Source organism: Pseudomonas sp. Tul2A7 (assembly GCF_054790505.1).
In genome coordinates, this window is sequence record NZ_CP186499.1 from 4,876,774 (window position 1) to 4,895,732 (window position 18,959).

8 protein-coding genes (1 of these 8 running past the window's edge) are annotated in these 18,959 nt (G+C 61.7%); 5 read left to right on the top strand and 3 right to left on the bottom strand.

Translation table 11 applies throughout. The features are described 5' to 3' along the window. The 4 genes from ACOYXJ_RS21825 to ACOYXJ_RS21840 all read left to right on the top strand — a co-directional run. On the top strand, positions 1 to 9,961 hold the 3' portion of the coding sequence (locus ACOYXJ_RS21825; RefSeq protein ID WP_460371364.1) for a non-ribosomal peptide synthase/polyketide synthase. It extends 7,868 nt beyond the left edge of the window; the window shows 9,961 of its 17,829 coding nt (coding positions 7,869-17,829); the start codon falls outside the window, past its left edge; it ends in the stop codon at positions 9,959 to 9,961. A 66-nt stretch (positions 9,962 to 10,027) separates the two neighbouring features. Next, a complete protein-coding gene (gene macA / locus ACOYXJ_RS21830; protein WP_460371365.1) occupies positions 10,028 to 11,176 on the top strand; it encodes a macrolide transporter subunit MacA in 1,149 nt (382 codons plus the stop codon). Positions 11,177 to 11,178: 2 nt separating this feature from the next. Then, positions 11,179 to 13,137, top strand: coding sequence for a MacB family efflux pump subunit (locus ACOYXJ_RS21835; RefSeq protein WP_435037095.1), 1,959 nt, complete (start codon positions 11,179 to 11,181; stop codon positions 13,135 to 13,137). Between the two features lie 591 nt (positions 13,138 to 13,728). Next, a complete protein-coding gene (locus tag ACOYXJ_RS21840) occupies positions 13,729 to 14,205 on the top strand; it encodes a DUF6124 family protein (RefSeq protein ID WP_460371366.1) in 477 nt (158 codons plus the stop codon). Between the two features lie 240 nt (positions 14,206 to 14,445). Here ACOYXJ_RS21840 and ACOYXJ_RS21845 read toward each other — a convergent pair whose 3' ends face one another. Further along, complete coding sequence (locus tag ACOYXJ_RS21845; RefSeq protein WP_460371367.1) at positions 14,446 to 15,192, bottom strand: response regulator transcription factor; 747 nt, start codon at positions 15,190 to 15,192, stop codon at positions 14,446 to 14,448. A 135-nt stretch (positions 15,193 to 15,327) separates the two neighbouring features. Next, on the bottom strand, positions 15,328 to 16,914 hold the full coding sequence (locus ACOYXJ_RS21850) for a sensor domain-containing diguanylate cyclase (protein ID WP_460371368.1): 1,587 nt from the start codon (positions 16,912 to 16,914) through the stop codon (positions 15,328 to 15,330). A gap of 211 nt (positions 16,915 to 17,125) precedes the next feature. Between ACOYXJ_RS21850 and ycaC the strand changes: the two genes are divergently transcribed. Next, complete coding sequence (ycaC, locus tag ACOYXJ_RS21855; protein ID WP_007916011.1) at positions 17,126 to 17,758, top strand: isochorismate family cysteine hydrolase YcaC; 633 nt, start codon at positions 17,126 to 17,128, stop codon at positions 17,756 to 17,758. A gap of 85 nt (positions 17,759 to 17,843) precedes the next feature. On the opposite strand, the gene ACOYXJ_RS21860 is transcribed toward ycaC, so the two are convergent. Further along, positions 17,844 to 18,866 (bottom strand): alpha/beta hydrolase, encoded by a 1,023-nt coding sequence (locus ACOYXJ_RS21860; RefSeq protein ID WP_110719886.1) that lies wholly within the window; start codon positions 18,864 to 18,866, stop codon positions 17,844 to 17,846. Positions 18,867 to 18,959: the final 93 nt, after the last annotated feature.

The window sequence follows — 18,959 nt, forward strand, 5'->3', positions numbered from 1 at the left end:
CAGCCTCAGCGCATTGGCCGCTGCCGGCATCGACGCACGGCGTACTTGCGACTATCTGCAATGTGCCTTGCACAGCCTTGTGCAAGCGCTGGAACAGGCACCGCATCAAGGTTTCGAACGCTTGTCGATCCTGCCGGCCGCTGAGCGCGAACAACTGTTGATCGGCTTTAACACCACCCGCGCCGATTTCCCTCAGGGGCTGACCATCGGCCAGCGTTTCGAGCAGCAAGTGGCTGAGCGAGCGCACGCGCCGGCGGCGATTTTTGCTGGCGCGCGCCTGAGTTATGCCGAACTCGACCAGCAGGCCAACGCCTTGGCGCATCACCTGATTGAAGCGGGTGTGCGGCCAGATGATCGTGTGGCCATCGTTGCCCGTCGCGGCCTCGATACGCTGGTCGGACTGGTAGCGATTCTCAAGGCGGGCGCCGGTTATGTGCCGGTGGACCCGGCGCATCCAACGGAGCGTCTGAACTATCTGCTGGAGGACAGCGCGCCGGTTGCGGTGTTGACCCAAAGCGCACTGCGCGCACGCCTGCCGGCGCTGCAAGTGCCGGTGATCGATCTCGATTTGCGCCAGTGGTCAAGCAGCAGAATCGATACTCCATCAGTGCCTGCGCTGACGCCGCAACACTTGGCTTATGTGATCTACACCTCCGGTTCCACCGGGCTGCCGAAAGGCGTGATGGTCGAGCACCGCACCCTGAGCAATCTGGTCGACTGGCATTGTGCGGCGTTCGATCTGCACGCCGGCAGCCACACTTCAAGCCTCGCCGGGTTCGGTTTCGACGCCATGGCCTGGGAAGTCTGGCCGGCGTTGTGCGTCGGCGCGACTCTGCATCTGGCGCCGGCCCACGATGGCAACGAAGACATCGATGCACTGCTCGACTGGTGGCGAGCGCAGCCGCTGGACGTGAGCTTCCTGCCGACTCCGGTGGCCGAGTACGCCTTCAGCCAGGAGCAGGCGCATCCAACCCTGAAAACCTTGCTGATCGGCGGCGATCGTCTGCGCCAGTTCAATCGCAACCAGTCCTTCAAGGTGATCAACAACTACGGCCCGACCGAGGCCACGGTGGTTGCCACGTCCGGATTGATCGAGGCCGGGCAGGTGCTGCACATCGGCAAACCGCTGAGCAATGCCAATGTTTATCTGCTTGATGAGCAGCAGCGTCCGGTGCCACTCGGGGTGATGGGCGAGTTATACGTTGGCGGTGCCGGCGTCGCCCGTGGCTATTTGAACCGCCCGCAAATGACCGCCGAGCGCTTTCTGCATGACCCGTTCAGCCGCTTGCCGAACGCGCGGATGTACCGCACTGGTGACCTTGCGCGCTGGCGCGAGGACGGCACGCTCGACTACCTGGGGCGCAATGACGACCAGGTGAAAATCCGTGGCGTGCGCATCGAACTTGGCGAAATCGAGACCTGCCTTAATCAGTTGCCGGGGATTCAGGATGTCGTGCTGCTGGCCCGTGAAGATCAGCCCGGCCAGCCGCGATTGGTGGCGTATTTCACCGAAGCCACGCAAGGCGAGTCGCTGAACGTCGGCGAGCTGCGTGCGCACCTGCTGGGACAACTGCCGGAGTACATGGTGCCGGCGGCTTTTGTGCGGCTTGACGCCTTACCGCTGACGGCCAACGGCAAAGTCGACCGCAAGGCGTTACCGAAACCGGATCTGGCCGCGTTGTTCACCCGCGAATACGCCGCGCCGCAGGGCGAGACCGAAACCATCCTGGCGCAGATCTGGGCCGAGGTGCTGCAGGTCGAACGGGTAGGGCGCCATGATCATTTCTTTGAACTCGGTGGGCATTCGCTGCTGGCGATGCGCATGGTCGCGCAGGTCCGGCAACGGTTGGGGCTGGAGCTGGCGTTGGCGGATCTGTTCGCCAATGCCGAACTGGCGGCGGTCGCTGAGTGCCTGGCGGGTGCCGAGCGCAGCACCCAGCCGTCGATTGTCCCGGTAACGCGTGACGGCACCTTGTCCTTCGCCCAGCAACGCCTGTGGTTCCTCGCGCAAATGGCGGGCGGCAACTCGGCGTACAACATCCCCATCGCCCTGCGCCTGCGCGGTCGGCTCGACATCGATGCGCTGCAAGCAGCGCTGGCGCGCATCGTGGCCCGCCACGAAACCCTGCGCAGCCGCTTCATCAGTCGCGATGACACTGCGCAGGTGACGATTGCGCCGGTCGACAGCGGCTTGCTGTTGCGTGTGGAAGATTTGCGCCAAGAGCCTCAGGCCGAGGACACCTTGCAGAGGTTGTTGGAGCAGGAGGCCTCGACGGCGTTTGATCTGCAAAACGATTCGCTGATCCGCGGACAGCTGGTGCGTCTGGCCGACGATCAGCATGTGCTGTTGCTGACGGTGCATCACATCGTCGCCGACGGTTGGTCGATGGGCGTGCTGACTCGCGAATTGATGGCGTTGTATCAGGCATTCAGCCAGGACCAGCCCGATCCGCTGCCGGCGCTGACGTTGCAATACGGCGATTACGCGGTGTGGCAACGACGCTGGCTCAGCGGTGAAGTGCTGCAACGGCAAAGTGATTACTGGCAACAAACCCTCGACGGTGCGCCGGCGCTATTGACACTGCCCACCGATCGTCCGCGCCCGGCACATCAGGATTATGCCGGCAGCAACCTCGAAGTGGTGCTGGACCAACACTTGAGCGCTGGACTAAAAGCCCTGAGCCAGCGGCATGGCGTGACCCTGTTCATGACCCTGACGAGTGCCTGGGCACTGCTGATGAGTCGTCTGTCCGGGCAAGCCGATGTGGTGATCGGTTCGCCGGTGGCCAACCGCAGCCGCGCTGAAATCGAAGGGTTGATCGGCATGTTCGTCAACACCCTGGCGCTGCGTATCGATACCTCGGGCGAGCCGAGTGTCGAAACGTTGCTGGCACGGGTCAAGGCACGGACACTGGAGGCGCAGGCGCATCAGGATCTGCCGTTCGAGCAAGTGGTGGAAATCGCCCGACCGTCGCGCAGCCTGGCGCACAGTCCGCTGTTCCAGACCACGCTGAGCTGGGACAGTCACGGCGGCCCGCAACTGGCGCTGGGCGAGCTGACACTGGAAGCGGTGGCCGGCGCGGACGAGGTCGCCAAGTTCGACCTGACGCTGACATTGGGCGAGGTCAACGGCGTGATTCGCGGCTCGCTGAACTACGCCACGGCGCTGTTCGACGAATCGACCATCCGCCGCTTTGTCGGTTACTTCCAGCGGCTGCTGCAAGCGATGGTCGGCAATGATCACGCGGTACTCGAGCACCTGCCATTAGTGGCGGCGGAGGAACGTCAGCGCTTGCTCGTCGAGTTCAACGCCACCACGCGCGATTACCCCCAGACCCTGACCGTGCACGGGATTTTCCAGCAACAGGCAGCGGCGCATCCGAAGGCTGTGGCGGCGGTGCATGGCGCGCAATCGCTGAGTTATTTCGAACTGAACGCGCAGGCCAACCGCCTGGCTCATCACCTGATCGGCCAGGGCGTGCAACCGGGGGATCACGTGGCGATCCTGCTGCCACGTTCGCTGGAACTGCTGGTGGCGCAACTGGCGATTGCCAAGTGCGCGGCGGCCTATGTACCGCTGGACATCCATGCGCCGAGCGAGCGTCAGGCGTTCATGGTCGAGGACTGTCGGGCGGCCGCGCTGCTGACCCTGAGCGGCGAAGTCATCGATTACGCCGCGCCGCGTATCGATCTGGACCGGCTGACCCTCAACGGCCAGCCGACACACAACCCTAACCTGGTGCAGTCTTCCGAGGCGCTGGCGTACATCATGTACACCTCCGGCTCCACCGGCACGCCGAAAGGCGTGATGGTGCCGCACCGTGGCATCGGCCGTTTGGTGCTCAATAACGGTTACGCCGATTTCAATGCGCAGGATCGCGTGGTGTTTGCCTCGAACCCGGCGTTCGACGCCAGCACCATGGACATCTGGGGGCCGCTGCTCAACGGTGGTCGCGTGGTGATCATCGACCATCAGACCCTGCTGGATCCGCAGGCCTTCGGTCGTGAGTTGAACGCCAGTGGCGCGACGATCCTGTTCGTCACCACGGCGTTGTTCAACCAGTACGTGCAACTGATTCCGCAAGCCCTCAAAGGCCTGCGCATTCTGCTTTGTGGTGGCGAGCGCGGTGATCCGGTGGCGTTCCGTACGCTGCTGGCCGAAGCGCCGCAACTGCGTGTTGTGCATTGCTACGGCCCGACCGAAACCACCACTTACGCCACGACGTTCGAAGTGCGGGAAGTGGCGGAAAATGCCGAGAGCGTGCCGATCGGTGGAGCGATTTCCAACACCCAGGTCTATGTGCTCGATGCGCATCAGCAACCCGTGCCGATGGGCGTGACCGGCGAACTTTATATCGGCGGGCAGGGCGTGGCGCTGGGTTATCTGAATCGTCCGGATCTGACCGCCGAGAAATTCCTCCGCGATCCGTTCAGCGATAAACCCGGCGCGTTGCTGTATCGCACCGGTGACCTCGCGCGCTGGCTGGCGCCGGGGCAACTCGATTGCGTCGGGCGCAACGACGATCAGGTGAAAATCCGTGGTTTCCGCATCGAGCTGGGTGAGATCGAAAACCGCTTGCTGAACTGCGCGGGGATCAAGGAAGCCGTGGTGCTCGCGCGCCGCGACACTCAGGAGGCCACGCGTCTGGTCGCCTATTACACCGCGCACGCGGGGCAACTCGACAGCGTTGAGCTGCACGCCCAACTGTCGGCGCGCTTGCCGGAGTACATGCTGCCGACGGCTTGGGTGCAACTGGAGGTGTTGCCACTGAACAACAACGGCAAGATCGACCGCAAGGCGCTGCCGGCGCCGACCCAGGCCGCCATGCTCAGCCGGGTCTATGTGGCGCCGACCACGGCGCTGGAGGAAAACCTGGCGCGCATCTGGGCCGGGTTATTGCAGGTCGAGCAGGTGGGACGACACGACAATTTCTTCGAGCTAGGCGGGCATTCGTTGCTGGCGATGCGCATGCTGTCGCAGGTTCGCCAACAGCTGGACGTGGAGCTGACCCTGGCCGAACTGTTCGCCAACCCGGAACTGGCGGCCGTGGCGCAGGTGTTGAGCCAGGCTGCGCGCAGCACGTTGCCGGAGATTGTCCCGGCAGCGCGTGAGCAAGCGCTGCCGCTGTCGTTTGCGCAACAGCGCCTGTGGTTCCTGGCGCAAATGGACGGTGGCAACACGGCGTACAACATCCCGCTGGGCCTGCGTCTGCGCGGGCGGCTGGATGAAGACGCGCTGCAACGGGCACTGGCGCGCATTGTCGAGCGCCACGAAACCCTGCGCAGCCGCTTCACCCAGATCGACGATCTAGCGCAGGTGCTGATCGTGCCGGCCGATGCCGGTCTGTTGCTGCAAGTTGAAGATTTGCGCCAGCACCCGCAGGCCGATAACGCCTTGCGTGGGCTGATCGAAGAGCAAGCCGGCGCACCGTTCAATCTTGCTCGCGATTCGCTGATTCGCGGGCGATTGGTGCGTCTGGCCGACGATCACCACGTGCTGTTGCTGACGCTGCATCACATCATCTCCGATGGCTGGTCGATGGGTGTGCTGACCCGTGAGTTGGCGGCGTTGTATCAAGCCTTCAGCCATGACCAGCAAGACCCGTTGCCAGCGCTGGCGCTGCAGTACAGCGATTACGCGGTGTGGCAACGCCGTTGGCTCAGTGGCGAGGTGCTGCAACGGCAGAGCGATTACTGGCAGCAGACCCTGGCCGGTGCTCCGGCGTTGCTGACGCTGCCGACCGATCGTCCGCGTCCGGCGCAACAGGACTTTGCCGGCAGCCATGTCGACGTGGTGCTGGGCGCGCCGCTGAGTCGCGGACTGAAAGCGCTGTGCCAACGTCGCGCGGTGACGCCGTACATGGTGATCCTCAGCGCCTGGGCGATGTTGCTCAGTCGCTTGTCCGGGCAGACCGACGTGGTCATCGGCTCGCCGGTGGCCAACCGCACCCGCGCCGAGATCGAAGGCTTGATCGGTATGTTCGTCAACACCCTGGCGCTGCGCATCGACACCTCGGGCGCACTCAGCGGCGAAGCGTTGCTGGCGCGGGTCAAGGCGCAAACCCTGGCGGCGCAGGCGCATCAGGATCTGCCGTTCGAACACGTGGTGGACATCAGCAAACCGCTGCGCAGTCTGGCCCACAGCGCGTTGTTCCAGACCCTGCTGAGCTGGGACAACAACGACGGCCCGAGCGTGCAACTTGGCGACCTGACGCTGGAAGGCGTGGCGGGGGAAAGCCACTTTGTGAAGTTCGACCTGTCGCTGAGTCTCGGCGATAGCGCCGATGGCGTTCGCGGCTCCCTGCGTTATGCCACGGCATTGTTCGATGAATCGACGGTGCGGCGTTTTGTCGGTTACTTCCAGCGCTTGCTCGCTGCACTGGTGAGCGATGAGCAAACGCTGCTGGAGCAGGTGCCGCTACTGGCGCAAGACGAACGTCAGCGCCTGTTGCACGACTTCAACGCGAGCGAAGTCGACTGCCCGCTGGAACAGCCGTTGCACTGCTTGTTTGAAGCGCAGGTGCGGATTAAGCCCGAGGCCATCGCCGTGCAGTCCGAAGCCGGGTGCCTCACCTATCGCCAACTCAATGCGCGGGCCAACCAACTGGCTCATCACTTGCGCGAACAGGGCGTGCAGCCGGATTCATACGTGGCGATTTGCGTTGAGCGCGGGCTGGATCTGGTGGTCGGTCTGCTCGGCATTCTCAAAGCGGGCGGGGCCTATGTGCCGCTGGATCCGGGGTATCCGGCGGAACGTCTGGCCTACATGCTCAAGGACAGCGCGCCGGTCGCGCTGCTGGTGCAAGCGGCGACGCGTTCGCTGTTCGCCGCGCGTGCAACGACCTTGATCGACCTCGACCAAGGTCATTGGCAACAGCTGCCTGATCATGATCCGCAGGTGCACGGCCTGAGTGCCGCGAACCTGGCCTACATGATCTACACCTCCGGCTCCACCGGCCTGCCGAAAGGCGTGATGATCGAGCATCGCAGCGCCTGCAACATGGTGCATTGGGGTTCGCAGATCAGTGCGCCGACCGAGCATGGCGCTCTGCTGCAAAAGGCTCCGTTCAGTTTCGACAGTTCGGTGTGGGAGATTTTCTGGCCGCTGTGTTCCGGCCTGCGTCTGGTACTGGCGCGGCCGGATGGCAACCGCGATTCGGCCTATCTGGTGCAGGCGATTCGCGAGCAGCAAGTGACGGTGGTCAAGTTCGTGCCGGCGCTGCTGCAGGACTTCATTGAGCAGGAAGGTGTCGAGCAGTGCAGCAGCCTCACCGATGTGCTCAACGGTGGCGGAGAACTCAGCGCGGCACTGGTGCGTCAGGTGCGCGATCGCCTGCCGTGGGTGCGTTTGCACAACGTTTACGGCCCGACCGAAACCACGGTCGACAGCACCGGCTGGACGCTTGAACCGGATCAACCGGTACCGCACAGCGTGGTGCCGATCGGCAAGGCGCTGAGCAACACGCGTTTGTACGTCCTCGATGCTTACGATCAACCGGTGCCGCAGGGTGTCAGCGGCCAGTTGCACATTGGCGGCGTGGGTGTGGCGCGCGGTTATCACGGTTTGCCGCAGATGCAGGCCGAGCGTTTCATCGACAGCCCGTTCGTGGCCGGTGATCGGCTGTACCGCACCGGCGATCTGGCGCGCTATAACAACAACGGCGATCTGGAATTCCTCGGGCGCAACGACTTCCAGATCAAGCTGCGCGGCTTGCGTCTGGAACCAGGCGAAATCGAAGCGCGGCTGATCGAACATCCAGCGATCCGCGAAGCGGTGGTGATGGTGCGCGATGAACGTCTGGTGGCTTGGTACACACTGCGCGCGGGGCTGCAGGCGCCAGGACTGGACGTCTTGCGCGCTCATGTGCTGGAGCGTTTGCCGGAATACATGGTGCCCGGCGCCTATGTGCTACTCGACGCATTGCCGCTGACCCCCAACGACAAGGTCGATCGCAAGGCCTTGCCAGAGCCGGGCGCCGACGCGGTAATCAACCGTCCTTATGTGGCGCCGCAAGGCGAGGTGGAAACCGCGATGGCGCGGATCTGGGCGGACGTGCTCGGCGTCGAGCAGGTCGGTCGTCACGACAACTTCTTCGAGTTGGGCGGACATTCGTTGCTCGCGGTGCGGCTGGTCAATCTGCTGCAACGCGGCGGATTGCAAGTGTCGCTGGCCGAATTGTTCCAGCACCCGAGCATCGAGTCGGCTGCGGCGTTGCTTGCTCAGGACGAAATCGCCGGACAACCGGAGGGGCTGGTCGTGGTGCGTGCCGGGGAGCGTGGCACGCCGCTGTTCCTGGTGCATGAATTCAGTGGCCGCGACGTGTATTTCCCGACGCTGGCGCAGCACATTGGCGGTGAGTTTGCGATTTATGGCCTGCCCGGCGTGCCGCTGGGTCAGCCACAGCTGCGCACAATCGAATGCATGGCCACGCGGATGGCCGGGATCATCCGTTCGGTGCAGCCACACGGGCCGTATCGTTTGGCGGGCTGGTCGTTCGGCGGGGTGCTGGCCCATGAGGTCGCTCAACAATTGCTTGGCCAGGATCAACCGGTGGAGTTCATCGGCATGCTCGATAGCTACGCGCCCAACTCGCTGGCCCAGGACAAGGCGATGTGGAGCGGCAAGGATCTCGACAAGCGCCAGTTGCTTGGGCATTGCCGGGGGCGTGCGCTGATGCTCGGTGCCGATGGCGCCGCCGCGTTGGTGTCGGTCGAGGCTCTGGAGGCCGAGATGGAGCAGTTGGATTTCCACGCGCTGTTCCAGCGTTGCCAGGTGCAGCAACTGACCGATCCGGAACTGGCCACGGTCAGCGCGGCCGATGCCTGGCATTACTTCGATCGCGAGGCGGCGCATCGCTTGGCCTTGGCGCATTACCGGGTCAGCCCGGCGAGCCAGACGATTCATCTGTTCCGCGCCCAGGAGTTGATGGACGGGCAGTCTGTGCCAAGCCCGACACGCGGTTGGGAGGAGCGCTTCGACAGGCGTCTGTTGCAATGCATCGACATCCCCGGCGATCACCGCAGCATGATGAAAAACCCGCATATTCAGGCGTTGGCGCAGGCCATCACTCAGGCACTTGAGGCGGTAGTCGCGCCCGCCACGGCGGTGTATCAGCCGCTGCTGACGATCCAGAGCGGACACGTCGGGCATGCGCCGATTTTCTGCGTGCCGGGGGCAGGTGACAGCGTCACCGGGTTCATTCACCTGACCGAAGCGATTGGCCCGGAGTGGCCGATCATCGGCCTGCAACCGCGCGGGCTGGACGGCAGCAGTGTGCCGCACAGTCAGGTCGAGGCCGCTGCCGCTTTTTATCTGCAGGCGATCGCGCAGGCTTACCCGCAAGGCCCGGTGCATTTGATCGGCCACTCCTTTGGCGGTTGGGTCGCGCATGCCATGGCGGCGCAGTTGCAAGCGGTCGGGCGCGAGGTGGCTTCGCTGACGTTGATCGACAGCGAAGCGCCGGGCGGCAACGGCACGGCAGGCAAACCGTACACCGGCACGGCGGCGCTGGAGCGCTTGATTGACACCCTGCAACTGTCCAGTGGCAAGTCGCTGGAGATCGATCCGCAGGTGTTTGCTGACGCTGATGACGCTACGCAAATGCGCCTGCTGCATGCCGGGATGGTGCGCGCTGGCGTGCTGTCGGAGCGCGCCGCGGCGGATGCGATGCATGGCCCGGTCCGCACCTTCGCTACAGCCTTGCGCACGGTCTATCAACCGCCACTGGCCTACACCGGGCCGGTGCGGCTGGCGCTGGTCGATGACCCGACGCTGGATGCGTGGGGCAATCAGCGCGAGCAAGCGGCGATGGTCGAGGGCTGGCAACGCCAGGTCGCGGATCTGGCGGTGTGGTACGGGCCGGGCAACCACTTCACGATTCTCAAGGCGCCCAACGTCTTCAGTCTCGCGGCGTGGTGGCATGACGGCCTGAAAGTGCCGGCCGGCCAAGTGGTTTCCTGATTGTTGTTTATCTACCAGAGCCCGGTCGCTGGCCGGGCTCACCCCTGAACGGACTTGTGGTTATTTATGGAAAAGTCGAAGTTGCGCAAAGTCGGTATGGGTCTGGCGTTGGTGGTAGTGGCGGGATTGGCGTTCTACGCGGTGCAGGCACCGGCCGAGGCGCCGCAATACCTGACCGCCCCGGTTGAACGCAGTGATATTGAAAACGCGGTGCTGGCCACCGGGTTGCTCGAAGGCATCAAACAAGTGGACGTCGGCGCGCAAGTGTCCGGGCAATTGAAGTCGCTCAAGGTCAAGGTCGGCGACAAGGTGAAGAAAGGCCAATGGCTGGCGGAAATCGATCCGCTGGTGTTGCAGAACACTCTGCGTCAGGCCCAGGTGGATGAGGAGAACCTGCAGGCGCAAAAACGCGCCACGCAGGCTCAACTCAGGCAGACCAAAGCGATTTACGAGCGCTACAAGAACTTGCAGGACGACGCGTCGATCTCGCGCCAGGATTTTGAAACCGCCGAGTCGGATTATCAGGTGCAGCAGGCCAATCTGATGTCGCTGGATGCGCAGATCAAAAGTGCGCATATCCAGATCGACACGGCCAAGGTCAATCTGGCCTACACGCGCATCGTCGCGCCGATCGATGGCGACGTGGTCGGGGTCGTCACCCAGGAAGGTCAGACGGTGATCGCCAGCCAACTGGCGCCGGTCCTGCTGAAGCTGGCGGATCTGGACACCATGACGGTCAAGGCGCAGGTTTCCGAAGCGGATGTGATTCACATCGCCCCGGGGCAAGAGGTGTATTTCACCATTCTTGGCGAGGACAAACGCTACTACGCGAAATTGCGCGGCACCGATCCGGCGCCACAGAACTTTCTTGAAACGCCGCCCGCCGGCACGCCGAAACAAAGCAGCGCGGTGTTCTACAACGCCTTGTTCGAGGTGCCGAACCCCGACCATCGTTTGCGCATTTCGATGACCGCGCAGGTGCGCATTATCCTCGACACCGCCAAGTCGGTGCTGACCGTGCCGGTCGCGGCGCTCGGGCCGCGCAATGCCGATGGCAGTTTTCCGGTACGGGTGCTCGACGCCAAGGGCCACGCGCAGTCGCGCAATGTGCAGACCGGGATCAACAACAACGTCAAAGTGCAGATCAATGATGGTCTGGCGGAAGGTGATCGCGTGGTCATTGGTGATCCGCTGACGAATGTGGCGGGGGCCTGAGCATGACTGAGCCACTGTTGCAGCTCACCGGCATCACGCGCAGTTTCACCGCTGGCGACCGCGAATTTCTCGCGCTAAAGAACATCAACCTGACTATCAATGCCGGGGAAATGGTCGCGATTATCGGCGCCTCGGGCTCCGGGAAATCGACCCTGATGAACATCCTCGGTTGCCTCGATTACGCCACTGCCGGCAGCTACAAAATCAACGGCCAGGAAACCCGCGATCTGGACAATCAGGCCCTGGCCGAGCTGCGCCGCGACTACTTCGGTTTCATCTTCCAGCGTTACCACTTGCTGCCGCATTTGAGCGCGATGCACAACGTCGAGATGCCGGCGATTTATGCCGGCACGCCGCAGCTTCAGCGCCACGCCCGCGCACGTGAGTTGTTGGCGCGGCTGGGTCTGGAAGGGCATTTGACGCATCGGCCGAGCCAGCTCTCCGGCGGTCAGCAGCAGCGGGTGAGTATCGCCCGCGCCTTGATGAACGGCGGCGAAGTGATCCTCGCCGACGAGCCGACCGGCGCACTCGACACGGCCAGCGGCAAAGAGGTGATGCGCATCCTCCTAGAGCTGCACGCGGCGGGGCATACGGTGATTCTGGTGACCCACGACCCGAAAGTCGCGGCCAATGCCGAGCGCATCATCGAAGTCAGCGACGGCGAAATCCTCAGCGACCGCGCCAACGAACGCGACACCACGCACTTGCTCAGCGATGAACCGGTGACACCGAAAGCCACCGCCTCTCGACGTCTTGTTGCCAGTCTCGGTTTGTTCAAAGAGGCGTTCGCCATGGCCTGGGTAGCATTGATCTCGCACCGCATGCGTACCTTGCTGACCATGCTCGGCATCGTCATCGGCATCACCTCGGTGGTGTCGATTTCGGCGGTCGGGGAGGGCGCGAAGAACTACGTGCTCAAGGACATCGCCGCCATTGGCAGCAATACCATCGATGTCTATCCGGGCAGCAGTTATGGCGACAAACGTGCCGCCGCCATCGAAACCCTGACGCCGGCCGATGTCACCGCGCTGAATCAGTTGTATTACGTCGACAGCGCCACGCCGATGATCGGCCGCAGCCTGTTGCTGCGCTATCGCAATATCGATCTGGATGCGCAGGTCAACGGCGTCAGCGACCAGTACTTCAAGGTGCGCGGGATCAAGATGGCCGCGGGCATCCCGTTCAGCGAAAGCGATGCGCGACGCCAGGCGCAGGTGGTGGTCATCGATCACAACACCCGCCAACGTTTGTTCGGGCAAGACGTGGATCCGTTGGGTCAGGTGATCCTGATCGGCAACCTGCCGTGCACAGTGATCGGCGTGGCCGCGCAGGATAAAAGCCTGTTCGCCTCGGGCAAGACCCTCAACGTCTGGGTGCCCTACGAAACGGCCGCCGGGCGGGTGTTGGGTCAGCGTTATCTGGACAGCATCAGCGTGCGCATGAAGGACGGCCAGCCGAGCAAAGTGGTGGAAGAGCACGTCACCCAACTGCTGCTGCAACGCCACGGCACCAAGGATTTCTTCACCAACAACCTCGACAGCGTCCTGCAGACCGTGCAGAAAACCAGCCGCTCGCTGGCGTTGTTGCTGTCGCTGATTGCGGTGATTTCTTTGGTGGTCGGTGGTATCGGCGTGATGAACATCATGCTGGTGTCGGTGACCGAGCGAACCCGCGAGATCGGTATTCGCATGGCGGTGGGCGCGCGGCAGTCGGACATTCGTCAGCAGTTTCTGGTGGAGGCGGTGATGGTGTGTCTGTTGGGCGGGGCGATCGGGATTTCGCTGTCGTATGCGATCGGGCATCTGTTTTCGGTGTTTATCAAGGAGTGGGAGATGGTGTTTTCGCTGGCGTCGGTGCTGACGGCGGTGGTGTGCTCGACGTTGATCGGGATTGTGTTTGGCTTTGTGCCGGCGCGGAATGCTTCGCGGCTTGATCCGATTGAGGCGTTGGCGCGGGATTAAAAGCTGACCCTCACCCTAGCCCTCTCCCGGAGGGAGAGGGGACTGACCGGGGTGTTTGCTGAAGATGCACCGACGTGAACTACCGAGTCGAACTCAGGTTTGAAAAGCACAAAGATCGGCTCCCTTTCCCCCTCGCCCCCCTGGGGGAGAGGGCTGGGGTGAGGGGGAAAATCCCACTGACACACCGAAAAACCTGAAACCACCGCCATCCAGAATTTCCATCAATAAACACAACGCCGATTGCCCGTTTAAATTACACGACCCGTTACGTCATACCGCCTACAACACCTTGCGTCGTTACCTACGCGTACGCCAGAATCCGCCGGCTTACGCGGCTATGGGTCGGGATATATCGTTTGCCTGGCACTGCAAATCAGTGATCGGGTTTGGTAGCCCGCTTCGGTACCGCCGTATGGCGCCACCTTATGCGGTCTCTTTTTGCGGCTGCGTTTTATATGGTGGACATGCGTGGGGCTCATTCATGAGCGCCGGGTTTCCGTATCGACCGGTCTACCAACCCGCGCATGGCCGCCACCTTCGTTTGGTAGCTAAAGTGATGGCTCCGGTCAATTTCGATACGAGACTTTATCTATGTTCAAAGCCACACCCAACCCACCAGATACCGATCCGATCCCCTACGACGCCGCGCTCGAACCTGAAAACATCAAAGAGGCCACAGAGCGGGCGATCAATTTCTATCTCAATCCTTCCGCGCTCAAAACCTCAAAACCCACCCGCAAAACCGGCAAGATCTACCTGATCGACCCCACCGTTGATGACGAAACCCTGATCGTTGAAGCCTACGAATCGTTGTCATCGGCCAGTGACATGGCCACGCCCTATACGCCCAACGCTATGTTCCGGGTCAACCCGCAAACCGATACCGAATCCCTGCTGGCAAACGCCTGTGAATCGCTGGCCTCGGCCTCGGTCATGTTGTGTGATTTTGCCGGGATGCTGGAGGGGCCGCATCGCCAGACCTTGCTGGGCATCGCGCAAGTGGTGACGTTGGGGGAATTGGCGGTGAATCAGGCATTGGAGCACGTCGCGGGAGTGCCCTCACCCTAACCCTCTCCCAGTGGGAGAGGGGACTGACCGAGATGTTCTTTCGAGCTACGCCGACGTGAGATACCGAGTCGAACTCAGGTTTGAACAGCACAAAGTTCGGTTCAAAAGTCGAACTCAGTTTCGAATTCAACCGAGGTCGGCTCCCTTTCCCCCTCGCCCCCTTGGGGGGAGAGGGCTGGGGTGAGGGGGGAGATCTCACTGACACACCCAAAAAACCGAAACGCTCACTATCCCTGCGTATCACGCCGCACTCGACGCCAACGCCTCCAACGGCGAATACATCCAGCGCATCAACGAATGCCGCCCGCTGATGCCCAACTTGATCGCCGCCCGTTTCAGATAACTCTCCACGGTGTTGACCTTCAACGCCAACTGCTCGGCCAGTTCCGGCGCCGTGCGCCCGGCGAGCAGGCCGACACACACTTCGGTTTCGCGGTTCGACAGACTCAGCCCCAGTTGCTCCAGACGCTCGTCAAAGCGCAGGCGCAAGGTTTCCAGGCCGTTGCCTTCGGCTGACTCGGGTGGGCTTTGTGGATCAGGGCTGGCCGGTTGCAGGGCGTTGATGTGCTTTTCCACCATCGGCAGCAGCACCGGGGAGATGTCCTGCAACAGGCTGCGTTCCTGCGCGGAAAAGCGCTGCGACTCGTCGTTGCGATACACCGAAATCACGTAGCGGTAGCCGTCCTTGCGCCGGGTCAGGTGCAGTTGCGAGGCGTCCGCGCTGGTCGCGGTCGGCGGATTCTGTAAATGGTGGGCCGCCGCACTGTGTTCGGAAAACACCGTTTCGGCGAGCAGGGCTGGCTCTTTCAGCGGCTCAGGCTCGCTGCGGCTCGACGCGCGGCCCACCGGTTCGACACGCATCTGCCGGATGTGCGTGGCGTCTACCGCCAGTTGCGTCAGGATCAGGTCATGCAGCATGCGCGGAAAATGCCGGCTGCCGGTGCTGGCAATGACCTTGCCGATGTGGGGGAACAAGTGTGAGTTCATATGCGTGTCATCCCTGAGAGGCGTTAATTCAAAAACGTCTGCAGCACTGTCGACGATCTCCTTGGTCGACGAAATACCGCAGACTTGGATCCTATCCTAGTACAACGTTTGAGCGACGGTTTAATGAAGGTGTTATTAGCTCATAACCGCGACGTCAGGTTGCTTGCCCTGTGAGCACCAGCGATTGCGGCCTTGCTGCTTGGCTTGATACAGGCAGGTATCGGCTGCTTTCAACAGGGTCGCCGGGGTTACCGTGTCATCGACTGGATGCCAAGTGGTAATCCCGGCGCTGGCGGTGACATAGCCCAATGGATGCCCGGCGTGCTCCAGTTTCAGTGCGCGGATAGCCTGCAGTATGTCTTCGGTAACCTGAATGGCGCCGGCATTGTCGGTGTTGGGCAACAGCACGGTGAATTCTTCGCCGCCGTAGCGCACCGCGAGGTCACTCGGTCGTTTGACCGCTTGCTGGATCGCCTGCCCGACAGCGCTCAGGCAATCATCGCCCGCCGCATGGCCATACTGGTCGTTGTAGCGTTTGAAGTGGTCGACATCGAGCATGATCAATGACAGCGCCGAACCCTGTCGCCGCGCCAGACGGATTTCGTCCATCAGCGCGTTGTCCAGGCGTCGGCGGTTGCCCAGCCCGGTGAGGCTGTCAGTCAGCGCCATGTCGCGCATGGTCTGGTGCGCGTAGCGAATTTCCCGCTCCATGGCCATGCGCTGGCGCAACTGGTGCAGCACCACCAGGCCGAAGCCGCTGAGTACCAAAATCAGAAACACCAGAACGAAGCCGTTTTTCAGCAAATCCTGCTGCCACGGTTCGATGATCGAATCCCGTGAAAGCCCGGCCTCGACCACCAGCGGATAGGTGGTGAGCGCGCGATAGCCATACAACCGCTCAGTGTCGTCGACCACCGCGCGGACTTGCGCGATACCGGCGTTGGCGTTGGGCAGGTAGACCTTGAAGATCTCGCTGTTGGCCAGGCTTTTGCCGATCACCGACGCGATGAACGGCCGGCGCACGAGGATGGTGCCGTCGCGTCTGGCCAGCACCAGTGCGCCTTTGTCATCGATCCTGAAGTCGCCGTAATAGTCGACAAAGTAGCTGACCTTGACCGTGCCCAGCAGCACCCCGGCGAACGAGCCATCGGGATTGTTCAGGCGGCGGGAGACGGGAATGATCAAGTCATGGGTCGACCGGCTTTCGACCACCTCACCGATGCGCACTTGCCGATCATCATGGCTGCGGTGGTACTGAAAGTAATCGCGATCGGCATTGTTGGCGGTCTCGGGCGTGACCTCCTTGTCGGTGACGATCCACTGCCCATCCGCCCCGTAGATAAACAAGCCATGCAGCTGCGGCATGATTTTCGATTGCTGCACCAGCAATTTGTGAATACGGGGCACGTCGAGGTTCTGCAGTCCATCGCCTTCGATCCGCTCACTCAGGGCGGCGGTCAGCACATCCATTTGGCGAATGGTGTCTTCGGCATGCTGTGCAGTGGCGCGGGCCAGGTTGGTCACCGAATCGCGCGCGGAGGCGAATGCAGCGCGATAGTCGCGCCAGGTGCGCCAGCTCTCGACCGTCAGAAAGGCCAGTACCACCACCAGCATAAAGCTGACCGTAAGGCGGAATGTCGAGCCGGCGCGCACGGCGTTACGGGCAGAAGCGGCTCTGCTCGGGTCTTCGGTGTTCGGCTCTGGCGGACGGCGTCCGAGCATGAACCTCTCCTTTTTTCATACGTAAGGCATCGCAACAGTATGACAAGGATCGCCAGGAAGTTCGGAGCGGAGCGTGCTTTATTGCCTGATTGTCCTGGATAAGTTGACGGTGAAACGCTTTTCAGCCGATTTATCCCGTCCCTGTGCGTCAGTAATCTGTACCCAACTTGAACGCAACAACAAATTCAAAAACTCAAAAGGGACGCACACCATGACTACTCCAACCTACAACCGCTTGAACAAAGACGACGCCATCGTGCTGTTGGTTGATCACCAGACTGGTCTGATTTCTCTGGTGCAGGACTTCTCGCCCAACGAATTCAAGAACAACGTGCTGGCCCTGGCCGATCTGGCCAAGTTCTTCGAACTGCCGACAATCCTCACCACCAGTTTCGAACAAGGCCCGAACGGCCCGCTGGTACCCGAGTTGAAAGAGATGTTCCCGGATGCGCCGTACATTGCTCGCCCAGGTCAGATCAACGCTTGGGACAACGAAGATTTTGTGAAGGCAATCAAGGCTACCGGTCGCAAGCAGATCATCATTGCCGGTGTAGTAACGGATGTCTGCGTAGCGTTCCCGACCTTGTCGGCGCTGGCAGAAGGGTTTGATGTGTTTGTGGTGACCGACGCTTCCGGCACCTTCAACACCACCGTGCAACAGGCTGCATGGAGCCGCATGACTCAGGCCGGTGCGCAGATGATGAACTGGTTCTCGGTGGCGTGTGAGCTGCACCGCGACTGGCGCAACGATATTGAAGGCTTGGGTAACTTGCTGTCGCAGCGTATCCCCAACTACCGCAATCTGATGAACAGCTACTCGGCGCTGACTGCTCAGCAGAAGTAAGCGAACGCGACCCGACAAAAGCCTGCCCTCAAAGCAGGCTTTTGTCGTGTCTGCGCTTTAAAGCGCTGGCAGCGTTGCGATGGCGTTACTTCAGGTTATGGCTGAAGAACTCGGTCAATTTGGCGAAGGGAATCAGGTTGACCCGGTCGTACAGGTCGACATGGCCGGCCCCTGGAATGATCAGCAGCTCTTTGGGCTCGGCCGCGCGCTGGTACGCGTCTTCACTGAATTCGCGGGAGTGCGCCTGAGCACCGGCAATGAACAGCAGCGGACGCGGGGAGATGCTTTCGATGTCATTGAACGGGTAGAAGTTCATGAACTTCACATTGCTGACCAGCGTCGGCATGGTGGTGGTCTGCGGCGAAGCGCCGGTCGGCGTGACCTGACCACGCGGTGTGCGGTAGAAATCGTAGAACTCGTCACCCACCGCGTTGCCGGTGAGTTTCAGCGGTGTGCCGCCGGTGTAGCGGATCGGGCCGCCCCAGAACTGCGCGTTACGCTGCTGCGCCGCCTGTTCAATGATGGATTGGCGTTGCGCTAGCGTGAGCGAATGTTTGAGGCCGTTACGGTTGGCAGCACCCATGTCGTACATGCTGACGGTGGCAATCGCCTTCAAACGTGGGTCGATCTTGGCGGCACTGATGGCGAAGCTGCCGCTGCCGCAAATACCGATAACGCCGATACGCTCGCGATCGACCAGTGGGCGAGTGCCGAGAAAGTCCACCGCCGCGCTGAAGTCTTCGGCATAAATGTCCGGCGCAACCGACTGGCGTGGCAGGCCCTCGCTTTCGCCCCAGAAGGACAAGTCGAACGACAGCGTGACAAAGCCTTGTTCGGCCATTTTGGTCGCGTAGAGATTGGCACTTTGCTCCTTCACTGCGCCCATCGGGTGGCCGACGATGATCGCGGCATTTTTTGACTGTGGATCAAGGTTCTTCAGGCTGAACAGATTGCCTGCGACCTTCATCCCGTACTGGTTCTTGAAGGTGACCTTTTCCACGGTCACTTTATCGCTGGTGTAGAAGTTGTCTGCGCCGTTCGACATATCGGCTCCCATGGCTGAAAAAGTACTGAAGAGCAGCCCGAAGGCCAAGCAAAAACCTTTCACTGGAATGTCCTTGCGATTGAGGGTTTATTCGTCTGAGCCTGTGCCCGAACATTCTCTCGATCAGCTCCTCAGCGCCGTAGTGCATTCCTCTGG

Excerpts from the sequence above, each read along its gene's own strand:
- ACOYXJ_RS21850 (WP_460371368.1), bottom strand. The coding sequence starts at position 16,914 with ATGCTCGGACGCCGTCCGCCAGAGCCGAACACCGAAGACCCGAGCAGA.
- ACOYXJ_RS21835 (WP_435037095.1), top strand. The coding sequence starts at position 11,179 with ATGACTGAGCCACTGTTGCAGCTCACCGGCATCACGCGCAGTTTCACC.
- macA (WP_460371365.1), top strand. The coding sequence starts at position 10,028 with ATGGAAAAGTCGAAGTTGCGCAAAGTCGGTATGGGTCTGGCGTTGGTG.
- ACOYXJ_RS21840 (WP_460371366.1), top strand. The coding sequence starts at position 13,729 with ATGTTCAAAGCCACACCCAACCCACCAGATACCGATCCGATCCCCTAC.
- ycaC (WP_007916011.1), top strand. The coding sequence starts at position 17,126 with ATGACTACTCCAACCTACAACCGCTTGAACAAAGACGACGCCATCGTG.
- ACOYXJ_RS21845 (WP_460371367.1), bottom strand. The coding sequence starts at position 15,192 with ATGAACTCACACTTGTTCCCCCACATCGGCAAGGTCATTGCCAGCACC.